This window comes from Streptomyces sp. SAI-127, from assembly GCF_029894425.1.
Classification (GTDB): domain Bacteria; phylum Actinomycetota; class Actinomycetes; order Streptomycetales; family Streptomycetaceae; genus Streptomyces.
This window is the reverse complement of sequence record NZ_JARXYJ010000001.1, coordinates 7,762,247-7,788,696: the sequence shown is the minus strand read 5'-3', so window position 1 is coordinate 7,788,696 and position 26,450 is coordinate 7,762,247. Positions and strand designations below refer to the sequence as shown.

General features: G+C 69.6%; 19 protein-coding genes and 1 tRNA gene. 13 read left to right on the top strand and 7 right to left on the bottom strand.

Features of this window, described 5'->3' with window-relative positions; translation table 11 throughout:
- Positions 1-205 precede the first annotated feature (205 nt).
- Positions 206-1,717, bottom strand: coding sequence for a 30S ribosomal protein S1 (gene rpsA, locus M2157_RS35745; RefSeq protein WP_069763109.1), 1,512 nt, complete (start codon positions 1,715-1,717; stop codon positions 206-208).
- Positions 1,718-1,940: 223 nt separating this feature from the next.
- Between rpsA and M2157_RS35740 the strand changes: the two genes are divergently transcribed.
- Together M2157_RS35740 and hrpB are read left to right on the top strand one after the other, a co-directional pair.
- Positions 1,941-2,924 (top strand): class I SAM-dependent methyltransferase, encoded by a 984-nt coding sequence (locus M2157_RS35740; protein WP_280856927.1) that lies wholly within the window; start codon positions 1,941-1,943, stop codon positions 2,922-2,924.
- Between the two features lie 31 nt (positions 2,925-2,955).
- On the top strand, positions 2,956-5,430 hold the full coding sequence (gene hrpB, locus M2157_RS35735; protein ID WP_280867281.1) for an ATP-dependent helicase HrpB: 2,475 nt from the start codon (positions 2,956-2,958) through the stop codon (positions 5,428-5,430).
- Here the strand turns inward: hrpB and M2157_RS35730 are convergent.
- The 3 genes from M2157_RS35730 to M2157_RS35720 all read right to left on the bottom strand — a co-directional run bounded on the left by M2157_RS35730 (position 5,420) and on the right by M2157_RS35720 (position 8,436).
- On the bottom strand, positions 5,420-6,403 hold the full coding sequence (locus M2157_RS35730; protein ID WP_280867280.1) for a DUF3068 domain-containing protein: 984 nt from the start codon (positions 6,401-6,403) through the stop codon (positions 5,420-5,422). The genes hrpB and M2157_RS35730 overlap by 11 nt on opposite strands.
- Positions 6,404-6,418: 15 nt before the next feature.
- The gene (locus M2157_RS35725; protein WP_280856930.1) at positions 6,419-6,553 is read right to left on the bottom strand and encodes an SPW_0924 family protein; all 135 of its coding nucleotides are present in this window, start codon (positions 6,551-6,553) and stop codon (positions 6,419-6,421) included.
- Between the two features lie 146 nt (positions 6,554-6,699).
- The gene (locus tag M2157_RS35720; protein WP_280867279.1) at positions 6,700-8,436 is read right to left on the bottom strand and encodes a lytic transglycosylase domain-containing protein; all 1,737 of its coding nucleotides are present in this window, start codon (positions 8,434-8,436) and stop codon (positions 6,700-6,702) included.
- A gap of 308 nt (positions 8,437-8,744) precedes the next feature.
- Here M2157_RS35720 and M2157_RS35715 point away from each other — a divergent pair, with 308 nt between their 5' ends.
- Positions 8,745-9,590, top strand: coding sequence for a DUF4184 family protein (locus M2157_RS35715; protein ID WP_280867278.1), 846 nt, complete (start codon positions 8,745-8,747; stop codon positions 9,588-9,590).
- 1,064 nt (positions 9,591-10,654) lie between these two features.
- On the opposite strand, the gene polA is transcribed toward M2157_RS35715, so the two are convergent.
- On the bottom strand, positions 10,655-13,384 hold the full coding sequence (gene polA, locus M2157_RS35710; RefSeq protein WP_280867277.1) for a DNA polymerase I: 2,730 nt from the start codon (positions 13,382-13,384) through the stop codon (positions 10,655-10,657).
- A 168-nt stretch (positions 13,385-13,552) separates the two neighbouring features.
- On the opposite strand from polA, the gene M2157_RS35705 reads away from it, so the two are divergent.
- From M2157_RS35705 to M2157_RS35670, 8 genes are all read left to right on the top strand, one after another.
- Positions 13,553-15,832 (top strand): FdhF/YdeP family oxidoreductase, encoded by a 2,280-nt coding sequence (locus M2157_RS35705; protein ID WP_280867276.1) that lies wholly within the window; start codon positions 13,553-13,555, stop codon positions 15,830-15,832.
- Between the two features lie 53 nt (positions 15,833-15,885).
- Positions 15,886-16,347: a hotdog fold thioesterase gene (locus M2157_RS35700; RefSeq protein ID WP_069763116.1), complete on the top strand. Its 462-nt coding sequence runs from the start codon at positions 15,886-15,888 to the stop codon at positions 16,345-16,347.
- A 360-nt stretch (positions 16,348-16,707) separates the two neighbouring features.
- Complete coding sequence (locus M2157_RS35695) at positions 16,708-17,277, top strand: hypothetical protein (RefSeq protein ID WP_280867275.1); 570 nt, start codon at positions 16,708-16,710, stop codon at positions 17,275-17,277.
- Positions 17,278-17,505: 228 nt separating this feature from the next.
- Complete coding sequence (locus M2157_RS35690) at positions 17,506-18,732, top strand: branched-chain amino acid ABC transporter substrate-binding protein (RefSeq protein WP_280867274.1); 1,227 nt, start codon at positions 17,506-17,508, stop codon at positions 18,730-18,732.
- A gap of 133 nt (positions 18,733-18,865) precedes the next feature.
- Entirely contained in the window at positions 18,866-19,795 is a 930-nt protein-coding gene (locus M2157_RS35685) for a branched-chain amino acid ABC transporter permease (RefSeq protein WP_280856938.1), read from the top strand.
- A gap of 5 nt (positions 19,796-19,800) precedes the next feature.
- On the top strand, positions 19,801-21,570 hold the full coding sequence (locus M2157_RS35680) for a branched-chain amino acid ABC transporter permease (protein ID WP_280856939.1): 1,770 nt from the start codon (positions 19,801-19,803) through the stop codon (positions 21,568-21,570).
- 5 nt (positions 21,571-21,575) lie between these two features.
- A complete protein-coding gene (locus M2157_RS35675; protein WP_280856940.1) occupies positions 21,576-22,424 on the top strand; it encodes an ABC transporter ATP-binding protein in 849 nt (282 codons plus the stop codon).
- On the top strand, positions 22,421-23,137 hold the full coding sequence (locus M2157_RS35670; protein WP_280867273.1) for an ABC transporter ATP-binding protein: 717 nt from the start codon (positions 22,421-22,423) through the stop codon (positions 23,135-23,137). The genes M2157_RS35675 and M2157_RS35670 overlap by 4 nt, the downstream gene beginning before the upstream one ends.
- Before the next feature lie 73 nt (positions 23,138-23,210).
- Here M2157_RS35670 and M2157_RS35665 read toward each other — a convergent pair whose 3' ends face one another.
- A complete protein-coding gene (locus M2157_RS35665) occupies positions 23,211-23,867 on the bottom strand; it encodes a response regulator (protein ID WP_031041938.1) in 657 nt (218 codons plus the stop codon).
- Positions 23,868-23,968: 101 nt separating this feature from the next.
- On the opposite strand from M2157_RS35665, the gene M2157_RS35660 reads away from it, so the two are divergent.
- Together M2157_RS35660 and M2157_RS35655 are read left to right on the top strand one after the other, a co-directional pair.
- Positions 23,969-24,051, top strand: a tRNA-Leu gene (locus M2157_RS35660).
- 87 nt (positions 24,052-24,138) lie between these two features.
- Positions 24,139-24,927 carry a helix-turn-helix domain-containing protein gene (locus M2157_RS35655; protein WP_280856942.1) on the top strand — a complete coding sequence of 263 codons (789 nt, stop codon included), beginning with the start codon at positions 24,139-24,141 and terminating at the stop codon, positions 24,925-24,927.
- 6 nt (positions 24,928-24,933) lie between these two features.
- Here the strand turns inward: M2157_RS35655 and pyk are convergent, their stop codons facing one another.
- Positions 24,934-26,370, bottom strand: a complete 1,437-nt coding sequence (gene pyk / locus M2157_RS35650; RefSeq protein WP_280856943.1) for a pyruvate kinase — start codon at positions 26,368-26,370, stop codon at positions 24,934-24,936.
- Positions 26,371-26,450: the final 80 nt, after the last annotated feature.

The following is a 26,450-nucleotide window of genomic DNA, read 5'->3' as shown; positions in this document are numbered from 1 at the left end:
TCCTCCTCGTGTTCATACGCTTCAACACGCCCTGGAACAGCGGCATTCCCACCCCGACGCTTGATCAGGCCCTCTCTTACGGCCTTTTCATGACAGGGGCGCGGGGAACTGCGCGACAAGCCCCCACCGCCCGTCGGACAAACGCTGAGGGACCGCACCCCGAAAGGTACGGTCCCTCAGTCAAGAGCTACTGCTCAGTGGGCGTTCAGCTCTGCCCACCGGCCAGCTTCTCGCGCAGCGCGGCAAGCGCCTCGTCCGAAGCCAGCGCGCCGGAGGTGTCCGCACCCTCGGAGGAGTACGAACCGCCACCGCCACCGCCGCCACCGGCGGCCGGAGCCGCACCCGCGGCGTCCCCGCCCTCGGCGGCAGCAGCCGCGTCGGCCTCGCGGGACTTGATGACCTGCTGCTGGTGCTGCTCGAAGCGGGTCTGCGCCTCGGCGTACTGGTGCTCCCACGCCTCGCGCTGGGTCTCGTAGCCCTCGAGCCAGTCGTTGGTCTCGGGGTCGAAGCCCTCGGGGTAGATGTAGTTGCCCTGGTCGTCGTACGACGCGGCCATGCCGTACAGGGTCGGGTCGAACTCGACCGAGGCCGGGTCGGCACCGAACGCCTCGTTGGCCTGCTTCAGCGAGAGGCTGATGCGACGGCGCTCGAGGTCGATGTCGATGACCTTGACGAAGATCTCGTCGTTGACCTGGACGACCTGCTCCGGGATCTCCACGTGGCGCTCGGCCAGCTCGGAGATGTGGACCAGACCCTCGATGCCCTCGTCCACGCGGACGAACGCACCGAACGGAACCAGCTTCGTGACCTTGCCGGGCACGACCTGGCCGATCTGGTGGGTCCGGGCGAACTGCTGCCACGGGTCTTCCTGGGTCGCCTTCAGCGACAGGGAGACACGCTCGCGGTCCATGTCGACGTCGAGAACCTCGACGGTGACTTCCTGGCCGACCTCGACAACCTCGGACGGGTGGTCGATGTGCTTCCAGGAGAGCTCGGAGACGTGGACCAGTCCGTCGACGCCACCCAGGTCCACGAAGGCACCGAAGTTGACGATCGAGGAGACCACACCGGAGCGGACCTGACCCTTCTGGAGGGTCGTGAGGAACGTCTGGCGAACCTCGGACTGGGTCTGCTCGAGCCAGGCACGGCGGGACAGGACCACGTTGTTGCGGTTCTTGTCCAGCTCGATGATCTTGGCCTCGAGCTCCTTGCCCACGTAAGGCTGGAGGTCGCGAACGCGGCGCATCTCGACGAGGGAGGCCGGCAGGAAGCCACGGAGGCCGATGTCGAGGATGAGACCACCCTTGACGACCTCGATGACGGTACCGGTGACGATGCCGTCTTCTTCCTTGATCTTTTCGATCGTGCCCCAGGCACGCTCGTACTGAGCGCGCTTCTTGGACAGGATCAGACGGCCTTCCTTGTCCTCCTTCTGGAGAACGAGGGCCTCGATCTCATCGCCCACGGCGACGACCTCGTTGGGGTCGACGTCGTGCTTGATGGAGAGCTCGCGGCTCGGGATAACGCCTTCGGTCTTGTAACCGATGTCGAGCAGGACCTCGTCCCGGTCGACCTTCACGATGACGCCGTCGACGATGTCGCCGTCGTTGAAGTACTTGATCGTCTCGTCGATCGCGGCGAGGAAGGCTTCCTCGTTACCGATGTCGTTGACCGCTACCTGCGGAGTGGTAGAGGTGGTCTCGGTGCTGCTCGTCATGTGGGAAAGGGCTCCGGTACGGACAGTGAGTCGTAGGTACTGCTTACGCCGGGAGCCTGTTTCGCTCTGAAGAAGCCGGACAGCCAAGGAAGCGCCACACAACCAATGGTGGCGCCTCGACAACCGAGGGGACATACAACAGATGCGAGCGCAGCCTGCTACGTCTGAGGAGCGCAGGCCCGCAGCGCAACTTGTAGCATACGGGGGCAGCCGGACAGGGTCAATGCGCGAAGGCGCACACCCGGGGCGGATCGCCGCATACCCGGCAGAAAACCAGTCTCACGAGGCCACGCGGACCCGCCGACGTCCCATTCGTGACGTCGTCACGACGGTCCGCCGGAAGAGCCCGCAGACTAATACGAGGGAGCCGATCATCCAAGAGCCCGCATCACACCAGCAGGAGACGGGTCCGGACGCGGAGTCGCAGGCCACCCGGCGTGACGCGGACGTCACCGAGAGCTCCCGGGCCAACCGGGGCTGGTGGGACCGCAACGCGGACGAGTACCAGGTCGAGCACGGCACGTTCCTCGGCGACGACCGCTTCGTGTGGGGCCCCGAGGGTCTCGACGAGGTGGAGGCCGAGCTGCTGGGCCCGCCCGAGGACCTCAAGGGCAGGGACGTCCTGGAGATCGGCGCCGGCGCCGCCCAGTGCGCGCGCTGGCTGGCGGCGCAGGGCGCCCGCCCGGTCGCCCTGGACATCTCCCACCGCCAGCTCCAGCACGCCCTGCGCATCGGTACGTCCTTCCCCCTGGTGTGCGCCGACGCGGGCGCGCTGCCCTTCGCGGACGCCTCGTTCGACCTGGCGTGCTCGGCGTACGGCGCGCTGCCGTTCGTCGCCGACCCGGTACTGGTCCTCAAGGAGGTGCGGCGCGTCCTGCGCCCGGGCGGCCGCTTCGTCTTCTCGGTCACCCACCCCATCCGCTGGGCCTTCCCGGACGAGCCCGGCCCCGAGGGCCTCTCCGTGTCCGCCTCCTACTTCGACCGCACGCCCTACGTCGAACAGGACGAGCAGGGCCGCGCGGTGTACGTCGAGCACCACCGCACGATCGGCGACCGGGTGCGTGACGTGGTCGCCGGCGGCTTCCGCCTGGTCGACCTGGTGGAGCCGGAGTGGCCGGTGTGGAACACCTCGGAGTGGGGCGGCTGGTCTCCGCTGCGCGGGAATCTGATCCCCGGGAGTGCGATCTTCGTGTGCGAGCGCGACTGAGGCGTTCCGGCAGTCGTACGACACTGGGGGCGTGATCCGTTACGACGCCCTGGACTCCCTTCCCGTACGCGGCGCCCTGCCCGCGCTGCGCGACGCCCTGGAAGGCCACGGAACGGCCGTCCTCGTCGCGCCGCCCGGCACGGGCAAGACGACCCTCGTGCCGCTGGCCCTCGCCGGCCTGCTGGACTCGGACGCACCCGCGCGGAAGGTCGTCGTCGCCGAGCCCCGCCGGATCGCCGCCCGCGCGGCGGCCCGGCGGATGGCGTGGCTGTTGGGTGAGAAGGTCGGCGGCAGCGTCGGCTACAGCGTGCGCGGCGAGCGGGTGGTCGGACGGCACGCGCGCGTGGAGGTCGTCACGACGGGCGTGCTGCTCCAGCGGCTCCAGCGCGACCAGGAGCTGGCGGGCGTCGACGTGGTGGTGATCGACGAGTGCCACGAACGGCACCTGGACGCGGACACGACGGCGGCCTTCCTGTGGGACGTACGGCAGGCCCTGCGGCCGGAGCTGCGGCTGGTGGCCGCGTCCGCGACGACCGACGCGCAGGGGTGGGCCCGGTTGCTGGGGGACGCGCCCGTGGTCGAGGCGGAGGGTGTCCCGCATCCGGTGGAGGTCGTGTGGGCGCCACCGGCCCGTCCGGTACGGCCGCCGCACGGCATGCGCGTCGATCCCGCACTGCTCGCGCACGTGGCGTCGGTCGTACGGCGGGCGCTGTCCGAGCGGGAGGGGGACGTGCTGTGCTTCCTGCCGGGCGTGGGGGAGATCGCGCGCGTGGCCGGCCGGTTGGGCGGTCTCGGTGACGTGGAGGTGCTCCAGGTGCACGGCCGGGCTCCGGCGGCCGTGCAGGACGCGGTGCTGACGGGCGGGGAGCGGCGGCGGGTGGTCCTGGCGACCTCCGTGGCCGAGTCGTCCCTGACCGTGCCCGGAGTGCGGGTGGTCGTCGACTCGGGGCTCGCCCGGGAGCCGCGCGTCGACCACGCGCGCGGGCTGAGCGCCCTCGCGACGGTACGGGCCTCGCAGGCGGCCGGGCGCCAGCGGGCGGGCCGCGCCGGACGTGAGGCGCCGGGTGCGGTGTACCGGTGCTGGGCTGAGGCCGAGGACGCCCGTCTGCCGCGCTTCCCGTCGCCGGAGATCAAGGTGGCCGACCTGACGGCGTTCGCGTTGCAGGTGGCCTGCTGGGGCGATCCGGACGCGTCCGGGCTGGCTCTTCTGGACCCACCGCCGGGCGGGGCGATGGCGGCCGCGCGGGGCGTGCTGACGGCCGTGGGGGCGGTGGACGCCGACGGACGGGCGACCGCGCGCGGTGTGCGCCTGGCTCGTCTGGGCCTGCATCCCCGGCTGGGGCGGGCGCTGCTGGACACCTCGGGTGCCGGCGCCGAGACGGTCGCGCTCTTGTCGGAGGAGCCGCCGCGGGAGTACGGCGACGACCTGGCGGCCGCCGTCCGGACCGCGCGGCGGGGCGGTGACGCCTATGCGGGACGGTGGCGGACCGAGGTACGGCGGCTGCGGTCCGCCTCGGCGGAGTTCACCGAGCCGGCTGCCGGGAACGACGGTCTCGTCGCCGCGCTCGCCTTCCCCGAACGGGTCGCCAGAGCCGACTCGGGGTCCTATCTCATGGCCTCCGGCACCCGCGCCGAGCTCTCCGACGGCTCCCCGCTGCGGGGCTCGCCCTGGCTCGCCGTCGCCGTGGCGGACCGGCCCGTCGGAAAGGGGCACGCGCGTGTGCAGCTCGCTGCCGTGATCGACGAGGACACGGCCCGGTCGGCGGCCGCCTCCCTGTATTCCGAGCGCGAGGAGGTGCAGTGGGCCGACGGGGACGTCGTGGCACGGCGGGTGGAGCGGCTCGGGGCGATCGAGCTCGCGGCACGGCCGTTGAGAGACGCCGACGCCGTCCTCGTACGCGAGGCACTTCTCGAAGGGCTCCGCCAGGAAGGGCTACGGCTGCTGCGGTGGACGCCCGACGCCGGGGTACTGCGGCAACGGCTCGCGTTCCTGCGCCACCACCTGGGCGACCCGTGGCCCGAGGTCTCCGAGGACGCGCTCCACGCGCGCGTGGACGAGTGGCTGGAGCCGGAGCTGAGCCGTGCCCGGCGACGGGCCGACCTGGCGCGCATCGACGCCGGACAGGCACTGCAAAGGCTCCTCCCCTGGGCCTCCGGTGAGGCCACGCGACTGGAGGAGCTGGCGCCCGAGCGGATCGCCGTACCGAGTGGGTCCAGGATCCGGATCGACTACGGCAGCCCCGAACAGCCCGTTCTCGCGGTGAAGTTGCAGGAGATGTTCGGGCTGCAGGAGTCGCCCCGGATAGCCGGCGTGCCCCTCCTCGTCCATCTCCTCTCCCCTGCGGGGCGCCCCGCGGCCGTCACCGCCGATCTCGCGTCCTTCTGGAAGGACGGCTACAAGGGCGTCCGGGCGGAGTTGCGCGGCCGGTATCCGAAGCATCCGTGGCCCGAGGACCCGGCGGGCGCCGAGCCGACGCGGCACACCAAGGCACGGCTCAGGCCGTGACCGGTTCGGGTTCCTCGACCTTCGTGGCGGCCGGGCGTCGGCTGCGGGCTTCCAGCCAGAGCGACAGTGCCAGCAGCAGGAGGCCCAGGGTCAGGAAGCCCCACGGCAGGTACGAGGTCATGAGGAGGACGAGGGTGCGGTTCGACTTGACCAGGTCGACCGTGTGCCTGATGTAGTCCTCGCGCATCTTCACGTCGCCGGCGAAGACGGTCACCTTGTCCCGGCCGCCGAGGAGGGTGCCGCCGCGCAGTTCCTCCGTGTGGAGCTCCTCGCCGTAGACGGGGGCGCCGGTGAGGGGTTCGACCCAGAACTTGCGGACCGTGGTGTACCAGCGGGTGGTGCCGGTCTTGGCGATGGACGCGGGGGTGATGCCCTGGACCGGCATGGTCTTCGGGAAGGGCACCTTGGTCCAGGGGATGGTCTGCTCGAAGTAGTAGACGTCGACGCCGCGGAAGGTCTGGGTGCCCTTGTAGTGGATGGGGGCCGAGGTGCGGGCCTGGGCGTCGAAGTACTCGTAGTCCCGTTTCTCCGTCAGGAACGGGAACTTGAACTCGATGCCCGCACGCTTGACCGGGTCGCCGTCGACCATCTCGCCGGTGGCGTGGACGGGTTCCTGGGTGTGGGCGTCGAAGATGTAGCGCTCGGGGATCTTGGAGACCATCTTGCCGTCGGGGCCGACGACGTAGGACAGTCCGTCCCAGACGACGACGTCCTTCCCGGCCGTCTGCTCGATCTTCTCGGAGGCCTCCACGTTGCCCTTGAGGGTCTGCACGATGGTGACCTTGGGGACCTTCTTCGCGGTCATCGAGCCGTAGTCGATGAGGGTCGCGTCCTTCGCCTCGAGGACCATGTCCTGGTACTGGTTGGCGGGGATCTTGGCCAGGCGCGGGAAGGCGTACCAGCGCAGCAGCGGGGACAGCGCCGCGAAGAACACGGCGAGGGCGAGCAGGACCAGGCTGGTCTTGCGGCGCATCTCGGCCTCCCGGGGTCACGGGTGTGCGGGCACTGTGGTCAGCAGCGGTTTCGGGGACGTCCCGCCGCTCGGTGTGCCGAGTGCGGTGATGGTGAGGACCAGCGCGAACGCGAGGGCCAGACCGGTCGCGGCGGCGATCAGGGCGCGCATATCCACCTCCCGGCGCACGGGAACTGATACATCGTCAGGTCCGGCACCGTAGCAACGGGCGGGCGAGATGAGAACAGCTCGCGCACGGACGAAGGGCGCCCTGTCCGCCGTGGCGGAAAGGACGCCCTTCGAGGTGGCTCCGGTGGTTACGAACTCGCGCTGGGGCTGGGCGACGGGCTCGCGGAGGTCTCAGCGGCCGCCACGGTCAGCGTCACGTCGATCGTCGCGCCGCCCGCGGTGGTGATGCGGAGGACGAAGGTGCCGGTGGTGTCGTCGGAGTAGAGCTGCGGCAGCTTCAGCAGGCCGTCGGCGTCCGTGGTGAGGCCCGTCAGGGTGCGGACGGTCTTGCCGTCGGCGTCCTTGAAGTAGGGGCCCTTGTCGTTCTCGGTCGCGTCGTCGGCCGACTTGATCAGGGTGGCGGTGGCCGCGACCTTGTCGGCGACGGCGTCCTTGTAGGTGGCCTTGACCTGGACCGCGTCGGCGAACTCGCCGCCCGGTGTGCAGGTCAGCGCGGTGTCGCTGGTGCGCACGAGGGCGTCGGCGACGCGCTGGGTGACGGTGGCCGTGTAGTCCGGGCCGGTGACCGTGCGGCCGATGAGAGTGGCGCGGACCGTGAAGGCGCCGGTGGTCTCGCCCGCCTGGAGCGCGGGCGCGGTGGCCACGCCTGAGCTGTTCGTCAGAGCGGTGGCGACCTTCTCGCCGCCGGTGAAGACGGCGTCGGTGTCGCCGACGATCGTGAAGCGGATCCGGACCTTGGCGACGCCCTTGCCGGCGGCGTTCTCGGCCTTGGTGCTGATCTGCTCGGTGAACGCGTCGCCCGCCATGGCGGTGAGCTTCGCGGTGCCCGAGTCCTCCAGGTGGTCCACGGACTGGGTGGGCGTGACCGGGGTCGTCGGGGCCGGAGGGGTGGGGGTCCCCGACGACGGCGGGGTGGTCGAGGGCGGGGTCGGGCTCGGCGAGCCGGGCGTGCTCGGCTTCGGCGGGCGCGGCGTCGAGGGCAACGCCGGCGAGGAGTTCGAGCCACCGCTGCCGCTGTTGCCGCTGCTGCCGTCGCTGCGGTTGTCCGGGATCGTGCCGGTGCCGTCCGGGATCTCGTAGGTGCCCTTGCGGAAGTACTCCAGCCACGACAGGACCGTGTTGAGGTAGTCCCGCGAGGGGTTGTAGCTGAGGACCGCGCTGTCCAGGTCGCCCTGGGTCGACAGGTCCCAGCCGTTGCGGCACAGGTAGTGCCCGGCGGCGAGGGAGGCGTCGTAGATGTTGTTCGGGTCCTTCACGCCGTCGCCGTTGCCGTCGCGGCCGGCCCACGCCCAGGTGGACGGGATGAACTGCATGGGCCCGACGGCCGAGTCGTAGGCGCTGTCACCGTCGTAGGCACCGTTGTCGGTGTCCTTGATGAGCGCGAAGCCGTTGCCGTCGAGCTGGGGGCCGAGGATCTTGGAGGTCGTGGTGCCCTCCGCGTCGACCCGGCCGCCGCGGGCCTGGCCCGACTCGACCTGGCCGATGGCGGCGAGGAGCTGCCAGGGCAGGTTGCAGCCGGGCTTGGACTCCTGGAGTTCGGCCGCGGCCTTCTTGTAGGCGGCGAGGACGGTCGCCGGTATGCCCGCCTCGGACTCGACCGGAGAGGTGGTCGAGGTGCCGTCGGTCGGCGCGGGGCTCGGGGTGTTCAGCGGCGGAAGGTCCGTGTAGTACGGCGAGTTGCCGGTGGCGCCGTTGTCACCGGCGGTCGCGTCGGGAGTGGGCTGGGCGTCGGCGGCGGTGGATCTGCCGTTGTCGTCGGCCGTCACCCCCGGAGCCTGGGAGGCCGACAGTGCCGCGACCGCGGCTGCGGCCACGGCGGTGGTCACCGCTCCCTTGCGCAGCCTCCTGCCGAATTGCGCCGCCATAAAGTGAACCCCTCCTGTGGACGCCCGAGCGCCCTTGTTCGTCTGTCGCTCTCGTCCGGTTGTGACAGTCGAGCCACCCTGGAGGTTGCCCCTGAGACGCGCGGCAATTCCTGATTCGCACGTTCGACCGAGCTCCCCAGCGCGGTGACCCGTGTGACCCTACGACAACTTCCTTTTCACGGACACCGGTTCGTGCCCGATATTCACCGGTTGGCCATGTTCGATCGGTGCGGGATCGCGTCGCTCATACTGGACGGGACCGATCACCCGGGCCGCCGCCCGGCCAACGACCGCCGCGAGGAGCCCCGTTGCCGTTCACCCTGAGCCATGCGGCGGCGGTACTGCCCGCGGTACGCACCGACGGAACCGGGCGTGGCCGACTGGTTCCGGCCGTGCTCGTGGCCGGATCCTTCTCTCCCGACATGACCTATTACGCGGCAAGTGTGGTGTCCGGGGCGATGGAGTTCGGCACCGTCACGCACTCCTTCCCGGGCGTCTTCACGATCGACGTGCTCGTCGCCTGGGCACTGGTGGGTCTGTGGCTGCTGCTGCGAGAACCACTGGTGGCCCTGCTGCCACGAGGGCGACAGGGCGGGGTGGCGACGCTGCTGAGCTGCGGGGCGCCACGCGCGCGCGTGACTGCGGCACTGGCCGTGCGCTGGTACGCCTCCGCCGTCCTCGGAGCACTGACCCATGTCGTGTGGGACGCGTTCACGCATCTCGACCGGTGGGGGATGCGGCTGTTCCCCGTCCTGGGCCGCGAGGTGGCCGGGTCGCCTCTGTACTGGTACCTGCAGTACGGCGGTTCGGCGCTGGCCGCGGTGGTGATCGCCGTGTTCTGCGGGTACGCGCTGCGCCGGGCACCCGTGGCGACCGAGCCGCGGGGCGTCCCTGTCCTGTCGGTGCGGGACAGGTGGTGGGCCGTGGCCGTGATCGGCGGGTGCATGACGGTGGGCGCGTTGCAGCGGGCCTCGCGGTGGTGGGCGTACTGGGGCTCCACCGCGAAGCCCTGGGAACTGATCCCGACCCTCTGCTTCGGCGCGGGCGCCGGCCTGGTGCTCGGGATACTGCTGTACGCCGCGGGGGTCAGGCTGTGGCGCCCGGCCCCGGTGTCCGATGCCGAGGAAGAGACCGGCCTCCCGCTCGCTCGCTGACAATGTCCGCCGTCGTCGCCATGAACACCGTCATGGTGGGCATCGGACGGGACCGGGGCAGCAGGGTGAGGGCAAGGGCCAGATAACTGAGCGCCAGCTCGGCCCAGAGCCGATGGCCGGACGGCTCTTCTTGTTCTACGGCGTCGGTGACGCGGTGCCGTAGCTCTGTGGCGGCATGGCGCACGGTAGTGGTGAAGCGTGCCGGGACTCGGCGCAGGAGTGTCGCCAGGTCGTAGGGAATGCGGGCGGTGCTTGCGGCGGCCGCGTGGGCCGGAACGGGACGCTGCGCGGAGGACGGGGCGGCGTACGCCTGTGCGGGTGCCGTCCGGCGGTGGAGCATGCGTATACCCATGAGCGCATCCTGGCCGGGGGTGCGGCCGGGGGCGTTGTTGTGACGTCCAGGCGAGTGACGGCCGCGGGCAGCTGCGCTGGGCTTGGGCGGGGCGCCTATGGGGGTGCCGGGTCGGGTTGTCGGGCGGGTGCGGGCCGGTGGGGGCTGGTCGCGCAGTTCCCCGCGCCCCTGGGGAGTTGCAGTCACCCGCGCCACGACGGACCGATCACCACCTCGCGCACCACGACGGACCGATCACCGCACCCCACCCCACGAGGGACCGTTCGCCACCTCGCGCACCACGACGGGCCGGTCGCCGCACCCTGCGCCACGAGGGATTGTTCGTCACCTCGCGCGCCTCGACGGGCCGGTCGCCGCACCGCGCGCCACGATGGGCCGGTCGCCGCGCCGCGCACCACGACGGGCCGGTCACCACACCGCGCGCCACGACGGGCCGGTAGCCGCGTACGGCGGGAAGGGGACGGGGTGGGGGGTGTCCGCCCGCAGCGGCCGGCGTCCGTCACAGGGCACCACTCAAGGGACCGAGCCGCCGGACCGAGGACGGACACCCCCCACCCCGGCCCCGACCCACCCACCGAACCCCACGCGCTACACCCGCCCCCACCGAAGCCGAAACGGGCCGCCGCAGGCACCCAGGGGCGCGGGGAACTGCGCACAACGCCCGCCCCCACCGAACCCGCACCCGAAACCGAACCCGCTCAACCGCCGGAGGCTAGTGCGCGGCGGACTCCCAGTCCGTCCCGTCCCCCACCGAGACACCCAGCGGCACGTTCAGATGCACGGCGTCGGACATCTCGCGGCGGACGATCTCCTCCGCGGCCACCCGCTCCCCCGGCGCGATCTCCAGCACGATTTCGTCGTGGACCTGGAGCAGCATCCGGGAGGCGAGGCCGGCCTCCCGCAGCGCACCGTCCACCTTGAGCATCGCGATCTTGACGATGTCCGCAGCCGTCCCCTGGATCGGCGCGTTGAGAGCCATCCGCTCAGCCGCCTCACGCCGCTGACGGTTGTCGCTGTTGAGGTCGGGCAGATACCGCCGGCGCCCGAAGAGCGTCGCCGTGTACCCCGTCGCCCGGGCCTCGTCGACCGCCCGCCGCAGATAGTCCCGCACCCCACCGAACCGCTCGAAGTACGCGTCCATGAGGGCCCGCGCCTCCCCCGCCTCGATGTTCAGCTGCTGCGAGAGCCCGAACGCGGACAACCCGTACGCCAGCCCGTACGACATCGCCTTGATCTTCCGCCGCATCTCCGCGTCGACCCCTCCGGGCTCCACGGAGAACACCTGTGAGGCGGCGGTCGTGTGCAGGTCCTCCCCCGACGTGAACGCCTCGATGAGCCCCTCATCCTCGGAGAGGTGGGCCATCACCCGCAGCTCGATCTGGCTGTAGTCGGCGGTCATGAGGGACTCGAAGCCCTCCCCCACCACGAAGCCCCGCCGGATCGCCCGCCCCTCGTCGGTGCGGACCGGAATGTTCTGGAGGTTCGGATCCGTCGACGACAGACGGCCCGTGGCCGCGACCGTCTGGTTGAACGTCGTATGGATACGCCCGTCCGCGGCGATCGTCTTGATGAGCCCCTCGACGGTCACCCGGAGCTTGGCCTGCTCACGGTGCCGGAGCATGATCACCGGCAGTTCGTTGTCCGTCTGGGCCGCGAGCCAGGCCAGCGCGTCGGCGTCCGTCGTGTAGCCGGTCTTCGTCTTCTTCGTCTTGGGCAGGCCCAGCTCACCGAAGAGGACTTCCTGGAGCTGCTTGGGCGAGCCGAGGTTGAACTCGTGCCCGGCCGCCGCGTGCGCCTCCTTCACGGCCTGCTGGACCGCGCCCGCGAACATCTGCTCCATGGCCTCGAGGTGGGCCCGGTCGGCCGCGATGCCGTGCCGCTCCATGCGGGCCAGCAGGGCGGAGGTGGGCAGCTCCATGTCCCGCAGCAGATCCGCGGCCCCGACCTCCTCCAGGCGGCTTTCGAAGGCCGAGCCCAGATCGAGCACGGCCCGGGCCTGGATCATCAGCGCCTCGGCCTCGGCACCGTCGTCCGCGCCGAAGGCGAGCTGTCCGTCGGCCGTCGCCGCGGGGGCCAGCTCCCGGCCCAGGTACTCGAGGGACAGCGCGTCCAGGTCGAAGGACCGGCGCCCCGGCTTGACCAGGTACGCGGCGAGCGCGGTGTCCATGCCGACACCGGCGACGCTCCAGTCGTGCTCGGCGAAGACCCGCATGGCGCCCTTGGCGTTGTGCAGGACCTTGGGCCGGTCGGCGTCGGCGAGCCAGGCGACCCAGGCCCTCTCGTCGGCCTCGTCCAGCTGGGACGGGTCGAACCAGGCGGCCGCACCGCCGGACGCGGCGAGCGCGACCTCGGCGACCGAGCCGGTGCCGAGGGCCCAGGTGTCGACGGTGGCCAGGCCGAGGGCCTGCTGCGCACCGTGCTCGGCGAGCCAGCCGGCCAGCTCGCCGGTGCCGAGCACCGTGCCGTCCAGCTCCACGCCGGGCGCGACGACCGGGGCGCCCTCGGCCTCCTCCGCACCCGGGTCGACGGCCAGGAGGCGCTCCCGCAGGGAGGGGTTCCTGATCTCCAGGGTGTCGAGGATCATCGCGAGGGTCTTGCGGTCGTACGGAGCGCGCTCCAGGTCGGTGACCGCCTTCGGGAGCTCCACCGTGCGCACCATCTCGGTGAGGCGGCGGTTGAGCTTGACGGCCTCCAGGTGGTCGCGGAGGTTCTGTCCGGCCTTGCCCTTGACCTCCTCGACGCGCTCGACCAGCTCCGCGAACGAACCGAACTGGTTGATCCACTTCGCCGCGGTCTTCTCGCCGACGCCGGGGATGCCGGGGAGGTTGTCGGACGGGTCGCCGCGCAGGGCCGCGAAGTCGGGGTACTGGGCGGGCGTCAGGCCGTACTTCTCGAAGACCTTCTCCGGGGTGAACCGGGTCAGCTCCGAGACGCCCTTCGTCGGGTAGAGCACGGTGGTGTGGTCGCTGACCAGCTGGAAGGAGTCGCGGTCACCGGTGACGATCAGCACGTCGAAGCCCTCGGCCTCGGCCTGCGTGGCGAGCGTGGCGATGACGTCGTCGGCCTCGAAGCCGTCGATCGCGAAGCGCGAGACGTGCATCGCGTCGAGGAGCTCGCCGATCAGCTCGACCTGGCCCTTGAACTCGTCGGGGGTCTTCGAGCGGTTGGCCTTGTACTCCGTGAACTCCTCGGAGCGCCAGGTCTTGCGGGACACGTCGAAGGCCACCGCGAAGTGGGTGGGGGCCTCGTCGCGCAGGGTGTTGGCCAGCATCGACGCGAAGCCGTAGATCGCGTTCGTCGGCTGGCCGGTCGCGGTGGTGAAGTTCTCCGCGGGCAGCGCGAAGAACGCGCGATAGGCCAGCGAGTGCCCGTCCATGAGCATCAGACGCGGGCGGCTGCCGCCGGGGCTGGTGTCGGTCTTCTTCGCTGCTGTCTCTGCCACGCCCCCGATCCTGCCACGCCCCACTGACAGTCAGACCCGCCCGCTGCCGACGGCACACAAGGCGCAAGCTCTGCTGCCGCTTCCCGCAGACCCGGCAAACGCCGTTGTCAGCGGCGCGTGCGAGGATCGGAGACGTACCTCACATGTGTGTGCGAAGGAGAGAGTCCGATGGCCACGAAGCCGCCCAAGGGTGATCCGGTTCAGGACGCTCCGCAGGTCACCGAACCGAAGCACGCGGCGGCCGGCCTCCCGGCCATCGGCCACACCCTGCGGATCGCCCAGCAGCAGATGGGCGTGAAGCGCACCGCGCTGACACTGCTGCGCGTCAACCAGAAGGACGGCTTCGACTGCCCGGGCTGCGCCTGGCCCGAGCCCGACCACCGGCACGCGGCGGAGTTCTGCGAGAACGGCGCGAAGGCGGTCGCCGAGGAAGCCACCCTGCGCCGGATCACCCCGGAGTTCTTCGCCGCGCACCCCGTCGCCGACCTCGCGACCAGGAGCGGCTACTGGCTGGGCCAGCAGGGGCGGCTCACCCACCCCATGTACGTCCCCGAGGGCGGCACCCACTACGAACCGGTGACCTGGGAGCGCGCCTTCGACATCATCGCCGAGGAGATCGCCGCCCTCGACTCCCCCGACGAGTCCGTCTTCTACACCTCGGGCCGCACCAGCAACGAGGCCGCGTTCCTCTACCAGCTCTTCGCCCGCGAGCTCGGCACGAACAACCTGCCGGACTGCTCCAACATGTGCCACGAGTCGTCCGGTTCGGCGCTCAGCGAGACCATCGGCATCGGCAAGGGCAGCGTCCTGCTCGACGACCTCTACAAGGCCGACCTGATCATCGTCGCCGGCCAGAACCCGGGGACCAACCACCCCCGCATGCTCTCCGCCCTGGAGAAGGCCAAGGCGAACGGCGCGAGGATCATCAGCGTCAACCCGCTGCCCGAGGCCGGCCTGGAGCGCTTCAAGAACCCGCAGACCCCCCAGGGCATGCTCAAGGGCGCCGCGCTCACCGACCTGTTCCTGCAGATCCGCATCGGCGGCGACCAGGCCCTCTTCCGCCTCCTCAACAAACTGATCCTGGAGACGCAGGGGGCCGTCGACGAGGCCTTCGTCCGCGAACACACCCATGGCTACGAGGAGTTCGCCGAGGCCGCCCGCGCCGCCGACTGGGACGAGACGCTCACCGCGACCGGTCTGTCCCGGGGGGAGATCGAGGAAACCCTCGCCATGGTCCTCGCCTCCGAGCGGACCATCGTCTGCTGGGCCATGGGCCTCACCCAGCACAAGCACTCCGTGCCGACCATCCGCGAGGTCGTCAACTTCCTTCTCCTGCGCGGCAACATCGGCCGCCCGGGCGCCGGCGTCTGCCCGGTCCGCGGCCACTCCAACGTCCAGGGCGACCGCACCATGGGCATCTTCGAGCGTCCCGCGCCCGCCTTCCTTGACGCCCTGGAGAAGGAGTTCGGCTTCGCCCCGCCGCGCGAGCACGGCTTCGACGTCGTCCGCGCCATCCGCGCCCTGCGCGACGGCGAGGCCAAGGTCTTCTTCGCCATGGGCGGCAACTTCGTCTCCGCCTCCCCCGACACCGACGTCACCGAAGCCGCCATGCGGCGCGCCCGGCTGACCGTGCACGTGTCGACCAAGCTCAACCGCTCGCACGCGGTCACGGGCGCGCGTGCCCTGATCCTGCCCACGCTCGGCCGCACCGAACGCGACCTCCAGGGCAGCGGCGAGCAGTTCGTGACCGTCGAGGACTCCATGGGCATGGTGCACGCCTCCCGCGGCCGCCTGGAGCCCGCGAGCGGACACCTGCTGTCCGAGCCCGCCATCGTGTGCCGGCTGGCCCGCCGGGTCCTCGGCGAGAACAGCCGCGTGCCGTGGGAGGAGTTCGAGAAGGACTACGCCACCATCCGCGACCGCATCGCCCGCGTGATCCCCGGCTTCGAGGACTTCAACGCGCGCGTGGCCCGGCCCGGCGGCTTCACCCTCCCGCACGCCCCGCGCGACGAGCGCCGCTTCCCCACCGCCACCGGCAAGGCCAACTTCACCGCCGCGCCCGTCGAGTACCCCGAACTGCCCGAGGGACGGCTGCTGCTGCAGACGCTGCGCTCGCACGACCAGTACAACACCACGATCTACGGCCTCGACGACCGCTACCGGGGCATCAAGAACGGCCGCCGGGTCGTCCTGGTCAACCCAGAGGACGCCGACAGGCTCCGGCTCGCCGACGGGTCCTACGTCGACCTCGTCAGCGAGTGGAAGGACGGCGTGGAGCGGCGCGCACCGGGATTCCGCGTCGTGCACTATCCGACGGCCCGGGGATGCGCGGCCGCCTACTACCCCGAGACCAACGTCCTGGTGCCGCTGGACGCCACCGCCGACACCAGCAACACCCCGGCCAGCAAGTCCGTCGTGGTGCGTCTGGAACAATCGGCGATCGACTGAGCGTTTGCTCAGCGCAGGCAGTCGTAGCGACCAGGACGAACGGAGCCCGCCCCATGGGTGAGCAGCAGCACGCCACGTTTCCCCAAGAGGTCATCGACGAGTACGCGGCGCTCGGCGTCGACCTCGTCGCCATGTTCTCGGCCGGCCACCTGGGCACCCGCATGGGCGTGCAGATCGTCGAGGCCTCGGCGGAACGGGTCGTCGGCACCATGCCCGTCGAGGGCAACACCCAGCCGTACGGGCTGCTGCACGGAGGCGCCTCGGCCGTGCTCGCCGAAACCCTGGGATCCGTCGGCTCCATGCTGCACGCCGGGAGTTCGAAGATCGCGGTGGGAGTCGACCTGAACTGCACACACCACCGCGGCGCCCGCTCCGGGCTGGTCACCGGAGTGGCCACACCGGTGCACCGGGGGCGCTCCACCGCGACGTACGAGATCGTGATCAGCGACGAGGAGGGCCGACGCGTCTGCACCGCCCGACTCACCTGCCTGCTCCGGGACGCCCCCGGCCGCTAGGGCCTGTCCGGCGGATCGGGGCCGACTTCACGCACCGGTGCCTGATCAGTGCGGGTGAGCGGGGTCATGGGTGTCCCCCCGCTCGAGCGAATCCGAGAGGTGGGCAAGGGGACGACAACGCGGCTGGGGTCCCCCTTGGGGGAGTGCGTGCCAGACCCCGCGACGTCGGCATGACCCGCCGGGCAGGCCCTGGGGCGCACACCGACTGGGCACGAACCCCCGGCACCCCTACCGTTCTCCCATGACCGGAATCGGCCCCGTCGAGCCCGTCAACTCACCGGCGGCGGGGGAGAGTCACGACGTCATCGGCGCCGACGCGACACGCCTGACGGACCGTTGGACATCGCGGTGGGAGAAGCTGTGTCGCCCAGGGCCCGCAGGACCACTCTGGCAACGGCCGCGCTCACCCTGCTCGCGGCCGGCATCCTCCTCCCCCGCGTTCTGGCCGACGAGCACCGCACGAAGGTCCCGGACACCCCCGTCCCCTGGCCCGCCAACGTCACCGCCTGGCGGTACCTCGGACCCGCCGGACTCCCCGAAACCGCCGGCGCCCACCCCACCAGCGGCCGCTTCCGCTTCGCCGTCGACGTCCGCAGCGGACCCCCCGTCACCCTCCGGGTCACCGGCGCCGCCTTCACCGGCCTCACCGCCCACGCCCTGCCCGAGGCCTTCACCGTGCACCCCGGCACGACCCGCCGGGTCACCGTGGAGATATCGGTTTCCGACTGTTCGGGTCTGCCGCTGAATGCCGACCTACCATTTCTTGACGTGACGCTCCGTAACACGCGCGCAATACAACACCACAGTTTCATCTTCGGCCGGGCCTACTCCCACGACCTTTTCGAGCTCCTTCGAGGCGCCTGCGCCACTGGGACGGCGTCACAGGCCGGACGGCCAAGCGGAAGTGCAGGTTCTCAAAATGCGGACTGAGGGGAAATTCCGCCAAACCGGCTGAGAGCCCCCTCGGCGGAAGCGCACCATCCACCCCGTCATAACAAGAAAGTCACAAGCCAGCGCACAGCGATGCCCCTGCCTGCAAACCGGGCTTAGAGTCACGGCCAGTCACCGCTCCATCGGGAGTTCGGTACCAGCGCGGCACAAGGCCGCACCCACGAGGGCGCGTGTGCCTGCGGAAAGGACCTGATTGTGCGACGTTCCATGGTGATACTGACCTCCGTCTTCGCGACTGGAGCTCTGACGCTCACCGCCTGCGGCTCCCGAGACGACAGTGGCGGCGACAGCGAAGGCGGGGGTGGCACCACCCTGACGATCGGCGTGGACGCCCCGCTCTCCGGCGAGAACTCCACCACGGGTCTCGGCATCCAGTACGGCGCTCAGATCGCCGTCGACGACGCCAACAAGAACAAGCTCGTCCCCGGCGTCACCTTCAAGCTGAAGGCCTACGACGACAAGGCGCAGCCCGCCACCGGTCAGTCCAACGCCACCACCATCACCGGCGACAAGACCGCCGTCGGCGCCGTCGGCCCGCTGAACTCCGGCGTCGCCCAGACCATGCAGCAGGTGTTCTCCTCGGCCAACATGGTCCAGATCTCCCCCTCGAACACCAACCCCGAGCTGACCCAGGGCAAGAACTGGCAGACGGACAAGAAGCGGCCGTACAAGACGTACTTCCGCACCGCCACCACCGACGAGCTCCAGGGCAGCTTCGCCGCCGACTACGCGTACAACGGCCTCAAGAAGAAGAAGGTCTTCGTCGTCGACGACAAGCAGACCTACGGCGCCGGCCTCGCGAAGATCTTCAACGAGCAGTTCAAGAAGCTCGGCGGCACCGTCGTCGGCACCGACCACGTCAACACCGGCGACAAGGACTTCGGTTCCCTCGTCACCAAGGTCAAGAACTCCGGCGCCGACCTGCTCTACTACGGCGGCCAGTACGACGAGTCCTCCCTGATCACCAAGCAGCTCAAGGGCGGCGGAGTCAAGGTCCCGCTCTTCGGCGGTGACGGCATGTTCGCCTCCACGTACATCGAGACCGCGGGCACCTCCTCCGAGGGCGACCTCGCCACGGCCGTCGGTGTCCCCGCCGACACCCTGCCCGCCGCCAAGACGTTCATCGAGACGTACAAGTCCAAGGGCTACAAGGGTGACTACGGCGCCTACGGCGCGTACTCCTACGACGCCACCACCGCCATCATCAAGGCCGTGAAGGCCGCCGTCGACGCCAACGACGGCAAGGTCCCCAGCGACATCAACGCCCTGCGCTCCTCCGTCGTCGACGGCGTCCAGAAGTCCGACTTCGAGGGCATCTCCGGCAAGGTCGCCTTCGACCAGTACGGCGACACCACCAACAAGCAGCTGACCGTCTACCAGGTCACCAAGGGTGCGTGGAAGGCTGTGAAGACCGGCACCGCCGACCTCGGCTAGGCCAGGCCCAGCAGCGCACAGCAACACCACCACGGGCCGCGCGGGAGGGGACCCCGACCGCGCGGCCCTTGCCACACCCCACCCCAGCACGCGATATGTGCACACGACCACCAGCGACAATGGAGGCCACGCGGTGAACACCCTGCCGCAGCAGCTGGCCAACGGGCTGCTTCTGGGCTCGATGTACGGGCTGATCGCCATCGGCTACACGATGGTGTACGGCATCGTCCAGCTCATCAACTTCGCGCACGGCGAGATCTTCATGACCGGCGCCTTCGGCGCCTTCACGGTCTACTTCTACCTCTTGCCCGACGGCACCTCTATGGCTCTCGCCGTCCCCCTGATGCTGATAGGCGGCGGAATAGTCGCCATCCTCATCGCCGTCGGAGCGGAACGGTTTGCCTACCGGCCCCTGCGCGGAGCCCCACGGCTCGCACCGCTCATCACCGCGATCGGTCTCTCCCTGGCCCTCCAGGAAGTCGTCCGCAACTTCTACCCCCGCGCCGACCGCGCCGTCGCCTTCCCCGGCCTCGACGGCACCCACGACATAGGCTCCGTCACCATCAAGGACGCCGACATCTTCCTCGTGGTCGCCGCCATCGTCTGCATGTCCGCCCTCGCGTTCTTCGTCCGCAAGTCCCGCACCGGCCGCGCCATGCAGGCCACCGCCCAGGACCCGGACACCGCACAGCTCATGGGCATCGACACCAACCGCATCATCGTGATCGCCTTCGCCATCGGCGGGTTCTTCGCCGCCGTCGCCGCCGTCGCCTACGGCCTCAAGTACGGCAGCATCGACTACCGCATGGGCTTCCTGATGGGCCTCAAGGCCTTCACCGCAGCCGTCCTCGGCGGCATCGGCAACATCTACGGCGCCATGCTCGGCGGCCTGGTCCTCGGCGTCGCCGAGACCCTCGCCTCCGCCTACATCGACGACATCCCCGGTATGCACCTCTTCGGCGGCGGCTCCTGGAAGGACGTCTGGGCCTTCTGCCTGCTCATCCTCGTCCTCCTCGTCAGGCCACAAGGCCTGCTCGGCGAACGCGTAGCGGACAGGGCGTGATCACGATGACCGACACCACCACTCGCGGCCTGATCCCGCTGCCCCTCGCCGCGGCCCGCGCGCTCCTCCTCGCCGGAGGCATCGCCACCGCCGCCTCCGCCTTCCTCGCCTGGACCTGGACCAGCGAGTTCCCCGGCGACCTCACCATCACCGGCTACCCCGGCGGCCTCCAGTGGCTGACCTTCATCGCCGGTCTCCTCACCACCCTGTTCGCCCTCGCGGCGTACGACATCCGCCCCCTGCGCGGCCTCATACCCGCCCGCAACAACGCACCCCTGGCGCTCACCGCCCTCGGCGGCTTCGGCGTCACCTGGTACACGATCGTCTCGATCGCCGTCGAACTCGGCGGACTCGCCAACCTCGAACCGGGCGGCTGGGTCGCGGCCATCGCCTCCCTCCTGCCCGTCATCGGCGCCTTCGCCCTCCCCGAGCCTCGCACCGCGAGCGCCAAGGAGAACCTCAAGGCGTACCTCGCCAAGCCCGACGGCATCCCCCCCGCCCAGCCCCTCAGCCCCTGGCTCGAGCGCGCGATCATCACGATCGTCACGATCATCGGCCTGGCGGTGTTCACCTACGGCATCGACACCGAGTACGGCGAACTCTTCGTCGGCTACCTCATCGTCGTCGTCTTCGCCGTCTGGGCCCTGCACACCGCAGGCCTCAACGACCGCTTCTCCCGGATCGTCGCCCGCAACCGCAGCTTCACGCTCGCCATGGGCTTCGCCGCCGCGATCGCGTTCCCCTTCACCCAGACCAACGACCACTACGCCAACATCGGCGTCAACATCCTGATCTTCGGGACCGTCGCCCTGGGCCTCAACATCGTCGTCGGCCTCGCGGGCCTCCTCGACCTCGGATACGTCGCCTTCCTCGGCGTCGGCGCCTACACCGCCGCCCTCGTCTCCGGCTCCGAGTTCTCCCGCTTCTCCGGCGTCCACTTCCCCTTCTGGGCCGCCGCCCTCACCGGCGCCGCCGCATCGCTCGTCTTCGGCGTCCTCATCGGCGCCCCCACCCTGCGACTGCGCGGCGACTACCTCGCCATCGTCACCCTCGGCTTCGGAGAGATCTTCCGCATCGCCGTCAACAACATGGACGGCGACTCCGGCCCCGACCTCACCAACGGACCCAACGGCATCCCGGCCATCCCGGACCTCAACCTCCTCGGGTTCAACCTCGGCGAAGCACACGACATCGGCGGCTTCACCCTCGGCCGCTTCGCCAACTACTACCTCCTCATGGTGCTGATCATGGCCCTCGTGGTCCTGGTCTACACCCGCGCCGCCGACTCCCGCATCGGCCGCTCCTGGATCGCCATCCGCGAAGACGAAACCGCCGCCACCGCCATGGGCATCAACGGCTTCCGCGTCAAACTCATCGCCTTCGCCCTCGGCGCCACCCTCGCCGGCCTCGCCGGCACCGTCAGCGCCCACGTCACCTACAGCGTCGTCCCGACGCCGTACCAGTTCGCCGGCTCCACGCCCCCGAACTCCGCCTTCCTGCTCGCCGCGGTCGTCCTCGGCGGCATGGGCACGGTCGCCGGCCCCATCCTCGGCGCCGCCCTGCTCTACCTCCTCCCGGAGAAGCTCGTCTTCCTCCAGGACAAGTCGCTGCTCGCCTTCGGCATCGCCCTCATCCTGCTGATGCGCTTCCGCCCCGAAGGCATCATCGCCAACCGCCGCAACCAACTCGAATTCCACGAGACCGGCCAACTCGACATACCAGAACAAACGACGCTGTCCGGCGAACCGGCCGCCGTCACCAAGGCGGGGGCGTGAGCACCATGACGACACCTGTACTCGAAGCCCGCAACGTCACCATGCGCTTCGGCGGCCTCACCGCCGTCCGCTCGGTCGACTTCACCGTCAACTCCGGCGAGATCGTCGGCCTCATCGGCCCCAACGGCGCAGGCAAGACCACCTTCTTCAACTGCCTCACCGGCCTGTACGTCCCCACGGAAGGCACGGTCTCCTACAAGGGCACCGTCCTCCCGCCCAAGCCCCACCTGGTGACCCAGGCCGGCATCGCCCGCACCTTCCAGAACATCCGCCTGTTCTCCAACATGACGGTCCTCGAGAACGTCCTCGTAGGCCGCCACACGCGGACCAAGGAAGGCCTCTGGTCGGCACTGCTCCGCGGCCCCGGCTTCAAGAAGGCGGAGAAGGCCAGCGAGGAACGGGCCATGGAACTCCTTGAGTTCATCGGCCTGGAGGCCAAGCGCGACCACCTCGCCCGCAACCTCCCCTACGGCGAACAGCGCAAGCTGGAGATCGCCCGCGCACTCGCCTCCGACCCCGGCCTGCTCCTCCTGGACGAGCCCACCGCCGGCATGAACCCCCAAGAGACGCGCGCCACCGAAGAGTTGGTCTTCGCCATCCGCGACAAGGGCATCGCCGTCCTCCTCATCGAGCACGACATGCGCTTCGTCTTCAACCTCTCCGACCGCGTCGCCGTCCTCGTCCAGGGCGAAAAACTCGTCGAAGGCACCTCCGACGTCGTCCAGGCCGACGAACGCGTCATCGCCGCCTACCTCGGCGAACCCTTCGACGGCGACCCCGGCGCGACGGAAGCCGCCGCGACCGACGCGGCCGAAGCGGAGAGCACCACCGGCACCAAGGGAGAAGCCCAGTGACCGCACTCCTCGAAGTCGAGGACCTCCGGGTCTCCTACGGCAAGATCGAAGCCGTCAAAGGCATCTCCTTCAGCGTCGAAGCCGGCCAGGTCGTCACCCTCATCGGCACCAACGGCGCCGGAAAGACCACGACACTGCGCACGCTCTCGGGCCTGCTGAAGCCGACCTCCGGCAAGATCCTCTTCGACGGCAAGCCCCTGGCCGGCATTCCCGCCCACAAGATCGTCTCCTTCGGACTCGCCCACTCCCCCGAAGGCCGGCACATCTTCCCCCGCCTGACGATCTTCGAGAACCTCCAGCTCGGAGCCTTCCTCCGCAAGGACAAGGAGGGCATCGAAAAGGACGTACAGCGCACCTACGAGCTCTTCCCGATCCTCGGCGAACGCCGCAACCAGGCGGCAGGCACGCTCTCCGGCGGCGAACAGCAGATGCTGGCCATGGGCCGCGCGCTCATGTCCCAGCCCAAGCTCCTGATGCTCGACGAGCCCTCCATGGGCCTCTCCCCGATCATGATGCAGAAGATCATGTCGACCATCGTCGAGCTGAAGTCCCAGGGCACGACGATCCTCCTCGTCGAGCAGAACGCCCAGGCGGCGCTCTCGCTCGCCGACCAGGGACACGTCATGGAAGTCGGCAACATCGTCCTGTCCGGCACCGGACAAGACCTCCTCCACGACGAGTCGGTCCGCAAGGCATACCTCGGCGAAGACTGACTCATCGGCCGTACGACGAGGCCCGCGCCCCCTACTGGGGACGCGGGCCTTGGTCTTTCGTGGCCGCCGGGGTTCAGCCCTTGTTGGCCTTCTTCTCGTCCGCGTCCTGGATCACGGCCTCCGCGACCTGCTGCATCGACATGCGCCGGTCCATCGAGGTCTTCTGGATCCACCGGAACGCGGCGGGCTCGGTCAGCCCGTACGACGTCTGAAGAATCGACTTCGCCCGGTCGACGAGCTTGCGGGTCTCCAGGCGCAGGGTGAGGTCCGCGACCTCGTTCTCCAGCTCCCTGAGCTCCGTGAACCGCGAGACAGCCATCTCGATCGCCGGCACGACATCACTCTTGCTGAAGGGCTTCACGAGATACGCCATCGCACCGGCGTCACGGGCCCGCTCCACCAGGTCCCGCTGCGAGAAGGCGGTGAGCATCAGCACCGGGGCGATCCGCTCCTCGGCGATCTTCTCGGCCGCGGAGATCCCGTCCAGCTTGGGCATCTTCACATCGAGGATGACGAGGTCCGGCTTGTGCTCACGGGCGAGCTCGACGGCCTGCTCACCGTCACCGGCCTCGCCTACGACGCTGTAGCCCTCTTCCTCCAGCATCTCTTTGAGGTCGAGCCGGATCAGGGCCTCGTCCTCGGCAATGACGACACGGGTCGTCAGCGGAGGCACGTGCGACTTGTCGTCGTCGGGCGCGTCTACGGGCTGGGGCGACTCGGGGGCGGTCACGGGGGCTCCTTGTTACGGGCCGGGCAGGTACTGCTGCTCATGCAGCCTACCTAGAGGCGGGGAGCTGCGGTGACCCGGTATGCTTCCGTGCAGCCAGTCCTGCCGGGTTGGTGGAATGGCATACACGGATGTCTCAAACACATCTGCCCGAAAGGGCTTGCGGGTTCGAGTCCCGCACCCGGCACTTCTAACGCAGAAGCGGATGTCCACGTTCCCGTGAACATCCGCTTTTTGATGCACGCAGTCGCGATCACTCACTCAGAGTAGCCGGATGAATTTTCACGGCACTGAGGTTCGACAGAAGGCGCTGGCACTGCTGCGTGGCGGCGCCAGAAACGCAGAAGTCGCTCGGAAGTTCAGCGTTCCACCCGGCACCATCGCCTACTGGAAACACCTGGACCGGGCGAAGCGCGGAGAGTGCCCGGGGAGACACGACCCGAAGTGCCCGCGATGCGATGGCAGAGACCTCGACACAGCGGCATACAGCTACTTGCTCGGCCTCTACTTGGGCGACGGCCACATCAGCCGCTATTCCCAACACCGGGTGCCCAACCTCATGATCGCGTGCGATGAGTCCTGGCCCGGCCTGATGGACGCCTGCGAGCAGGCGATGCGCAAGGTGTTTCCCGACAACGCAGTCTGCCGCGTCCGCAAGACCGGCTGCCGCAATGTGAAGGTCTACTCGAAGCACCTGCACTGCATGTTCCCCCAGCACGGCCCCGGCAAGAAGCACGAGCGCCACATCGCCTTCGAACCCTGGCAGCAGACCATCGTCGACGCCCACCCCTGGGAGTTCATCCGCGGCCTCATCCACTCCGACGGATGCCGCATCACCAACTGGACCACTCGCCTCGTGGCCGGTGAACGCAAGCGCTACGAATACCCCCGGTACTTCTTCTCCAACAAGTCCGACGACATCCGGCGGCTCTTCACCAACACCCTCGACCAGGTCGGTGTCGAGTGGACCACCCTCGCTCGCGGCAGCGACCCCTTCAACATCTCCATCGCCCGCAAATCCTCAGTCGCCCTCATGGACACCCACGTAGGCCCCAAGCACTGACCACGACTACTTGGGACTGTCGTCCTCGCCGATGTGGTGTACCCGGACCAGGTTCGTCGAGCCGGACACCCCGGGTGGCGAGCCGGCCGTGATCACGACCACGTCGCCCTTCTCGCAGCGGCCGTACTTCAGTAGCAGCTCGTCCACCTGGTCCACCATCGCGTCCGTGGAGTCGACATGCGGGCCGAGGAACGTCTCCACACCCCACGTCAGACTCAGCTGCGAGCGGGTTGCGGGCTCCGGGGTGAAGGCCAGGAGAGGGATCGGGGAGCGGTAACGAGACAACCGCTTCACCGTGTCCCCGCTCTGCGTGAACGCGACCAGGAACTTCGCGCCCAGGAAGTCGCCCATCTCCGCCGCCGCCCGGGCGACAGCGCCCCCTTGCGTCCGCGGCTTGTTGTGTTCCGTCAGCGGCGGCAGCCCCTTCGCGAGGATGTCCTCCTCCGCCGCCGCCACGATCTTCGCCATCGTCCGGACCGTCTCGACCGCGTACTTGCCGACGCTCGTCTCCCCCGACAGCATCACCGCGTCCGTGCCGTCGATCACCGCGTTGGCCACGTCAGAGGCCTCCGCGCGCGTCGGGCGCGAGTTCTCGATCATCGAGTCCAGCATCTGCGTCGCCACGATCACCGGCTTGGCGTTCCGCTTGGCCAGTTTGATCGCCCGCTTCTGGACGAGCGGCACCTGCTCCAGCGGCATCTCCACGCCCAGGTCACCGCGGGCCACCATGATGCCGTCGAAGGCCGCGACGATGTCGTCGATCTCCTCGACCGCCTGCGGCTTCTCCACCTTGGCGATCACCGGCAGCCGGCGCCCCGACTCGTCCATGATCCGGTGGACGCCCACGATGTCGCGGCCACTTCTCACGAAGGACAGGGCGATCACGTCGAAGCCCATGCGCAGGGCCCAGCGGAGGTCCTCCTCGTCCTTCTTCGAAAGCGCCGGGACCGAGACCGCCACACCCGGGAGGTTCAGGCCCTTGTGGTCGGAGACCATGCCGCCCTCGACCACCCTGGTGTGGACGCGGGGGCCCTCCACCGACGTGACCTCGAGGCAGACCTTGCCGTCGTCGACGAGGATGCGCTCACCCACAGCGACATCCTCGGCGAGTCCGCCGTACGTCGTGCCGCAGGACCGCTGGTCCCCCTCCGCGCCCTCTTCCACCGTGATGGTGAAGGTGTCGCCGCGTTCAAGGAGTACGGGTCCTTCGGTGAAGTGGCCGAGGCGGATCTTCGGGCCTTGAAGGTCGGCGAGGAGGCCCACGCTGCGGCCGGTCTCGTCGGCGGCCTTGCGGACGTGGTGGTAGCGCTCCTCGTGTTCGGCGTAGCTGCCGTGGCTGAGGTTGAAGCGGGCTACGTCCATTCCGGCGTCGACCAGGGCTTTGATCTGGTCGTACGAGTGGGTGGCGGGGCCCAGGGTGCAGACGATCTTTGCTCGGCGCATGTTTCGACCCTAGACCTTACCGGCGGGTAGGGAATTGGGGAGGCATGTCCACTCAACAACCTTTGGGTGAAGGGCTGTTG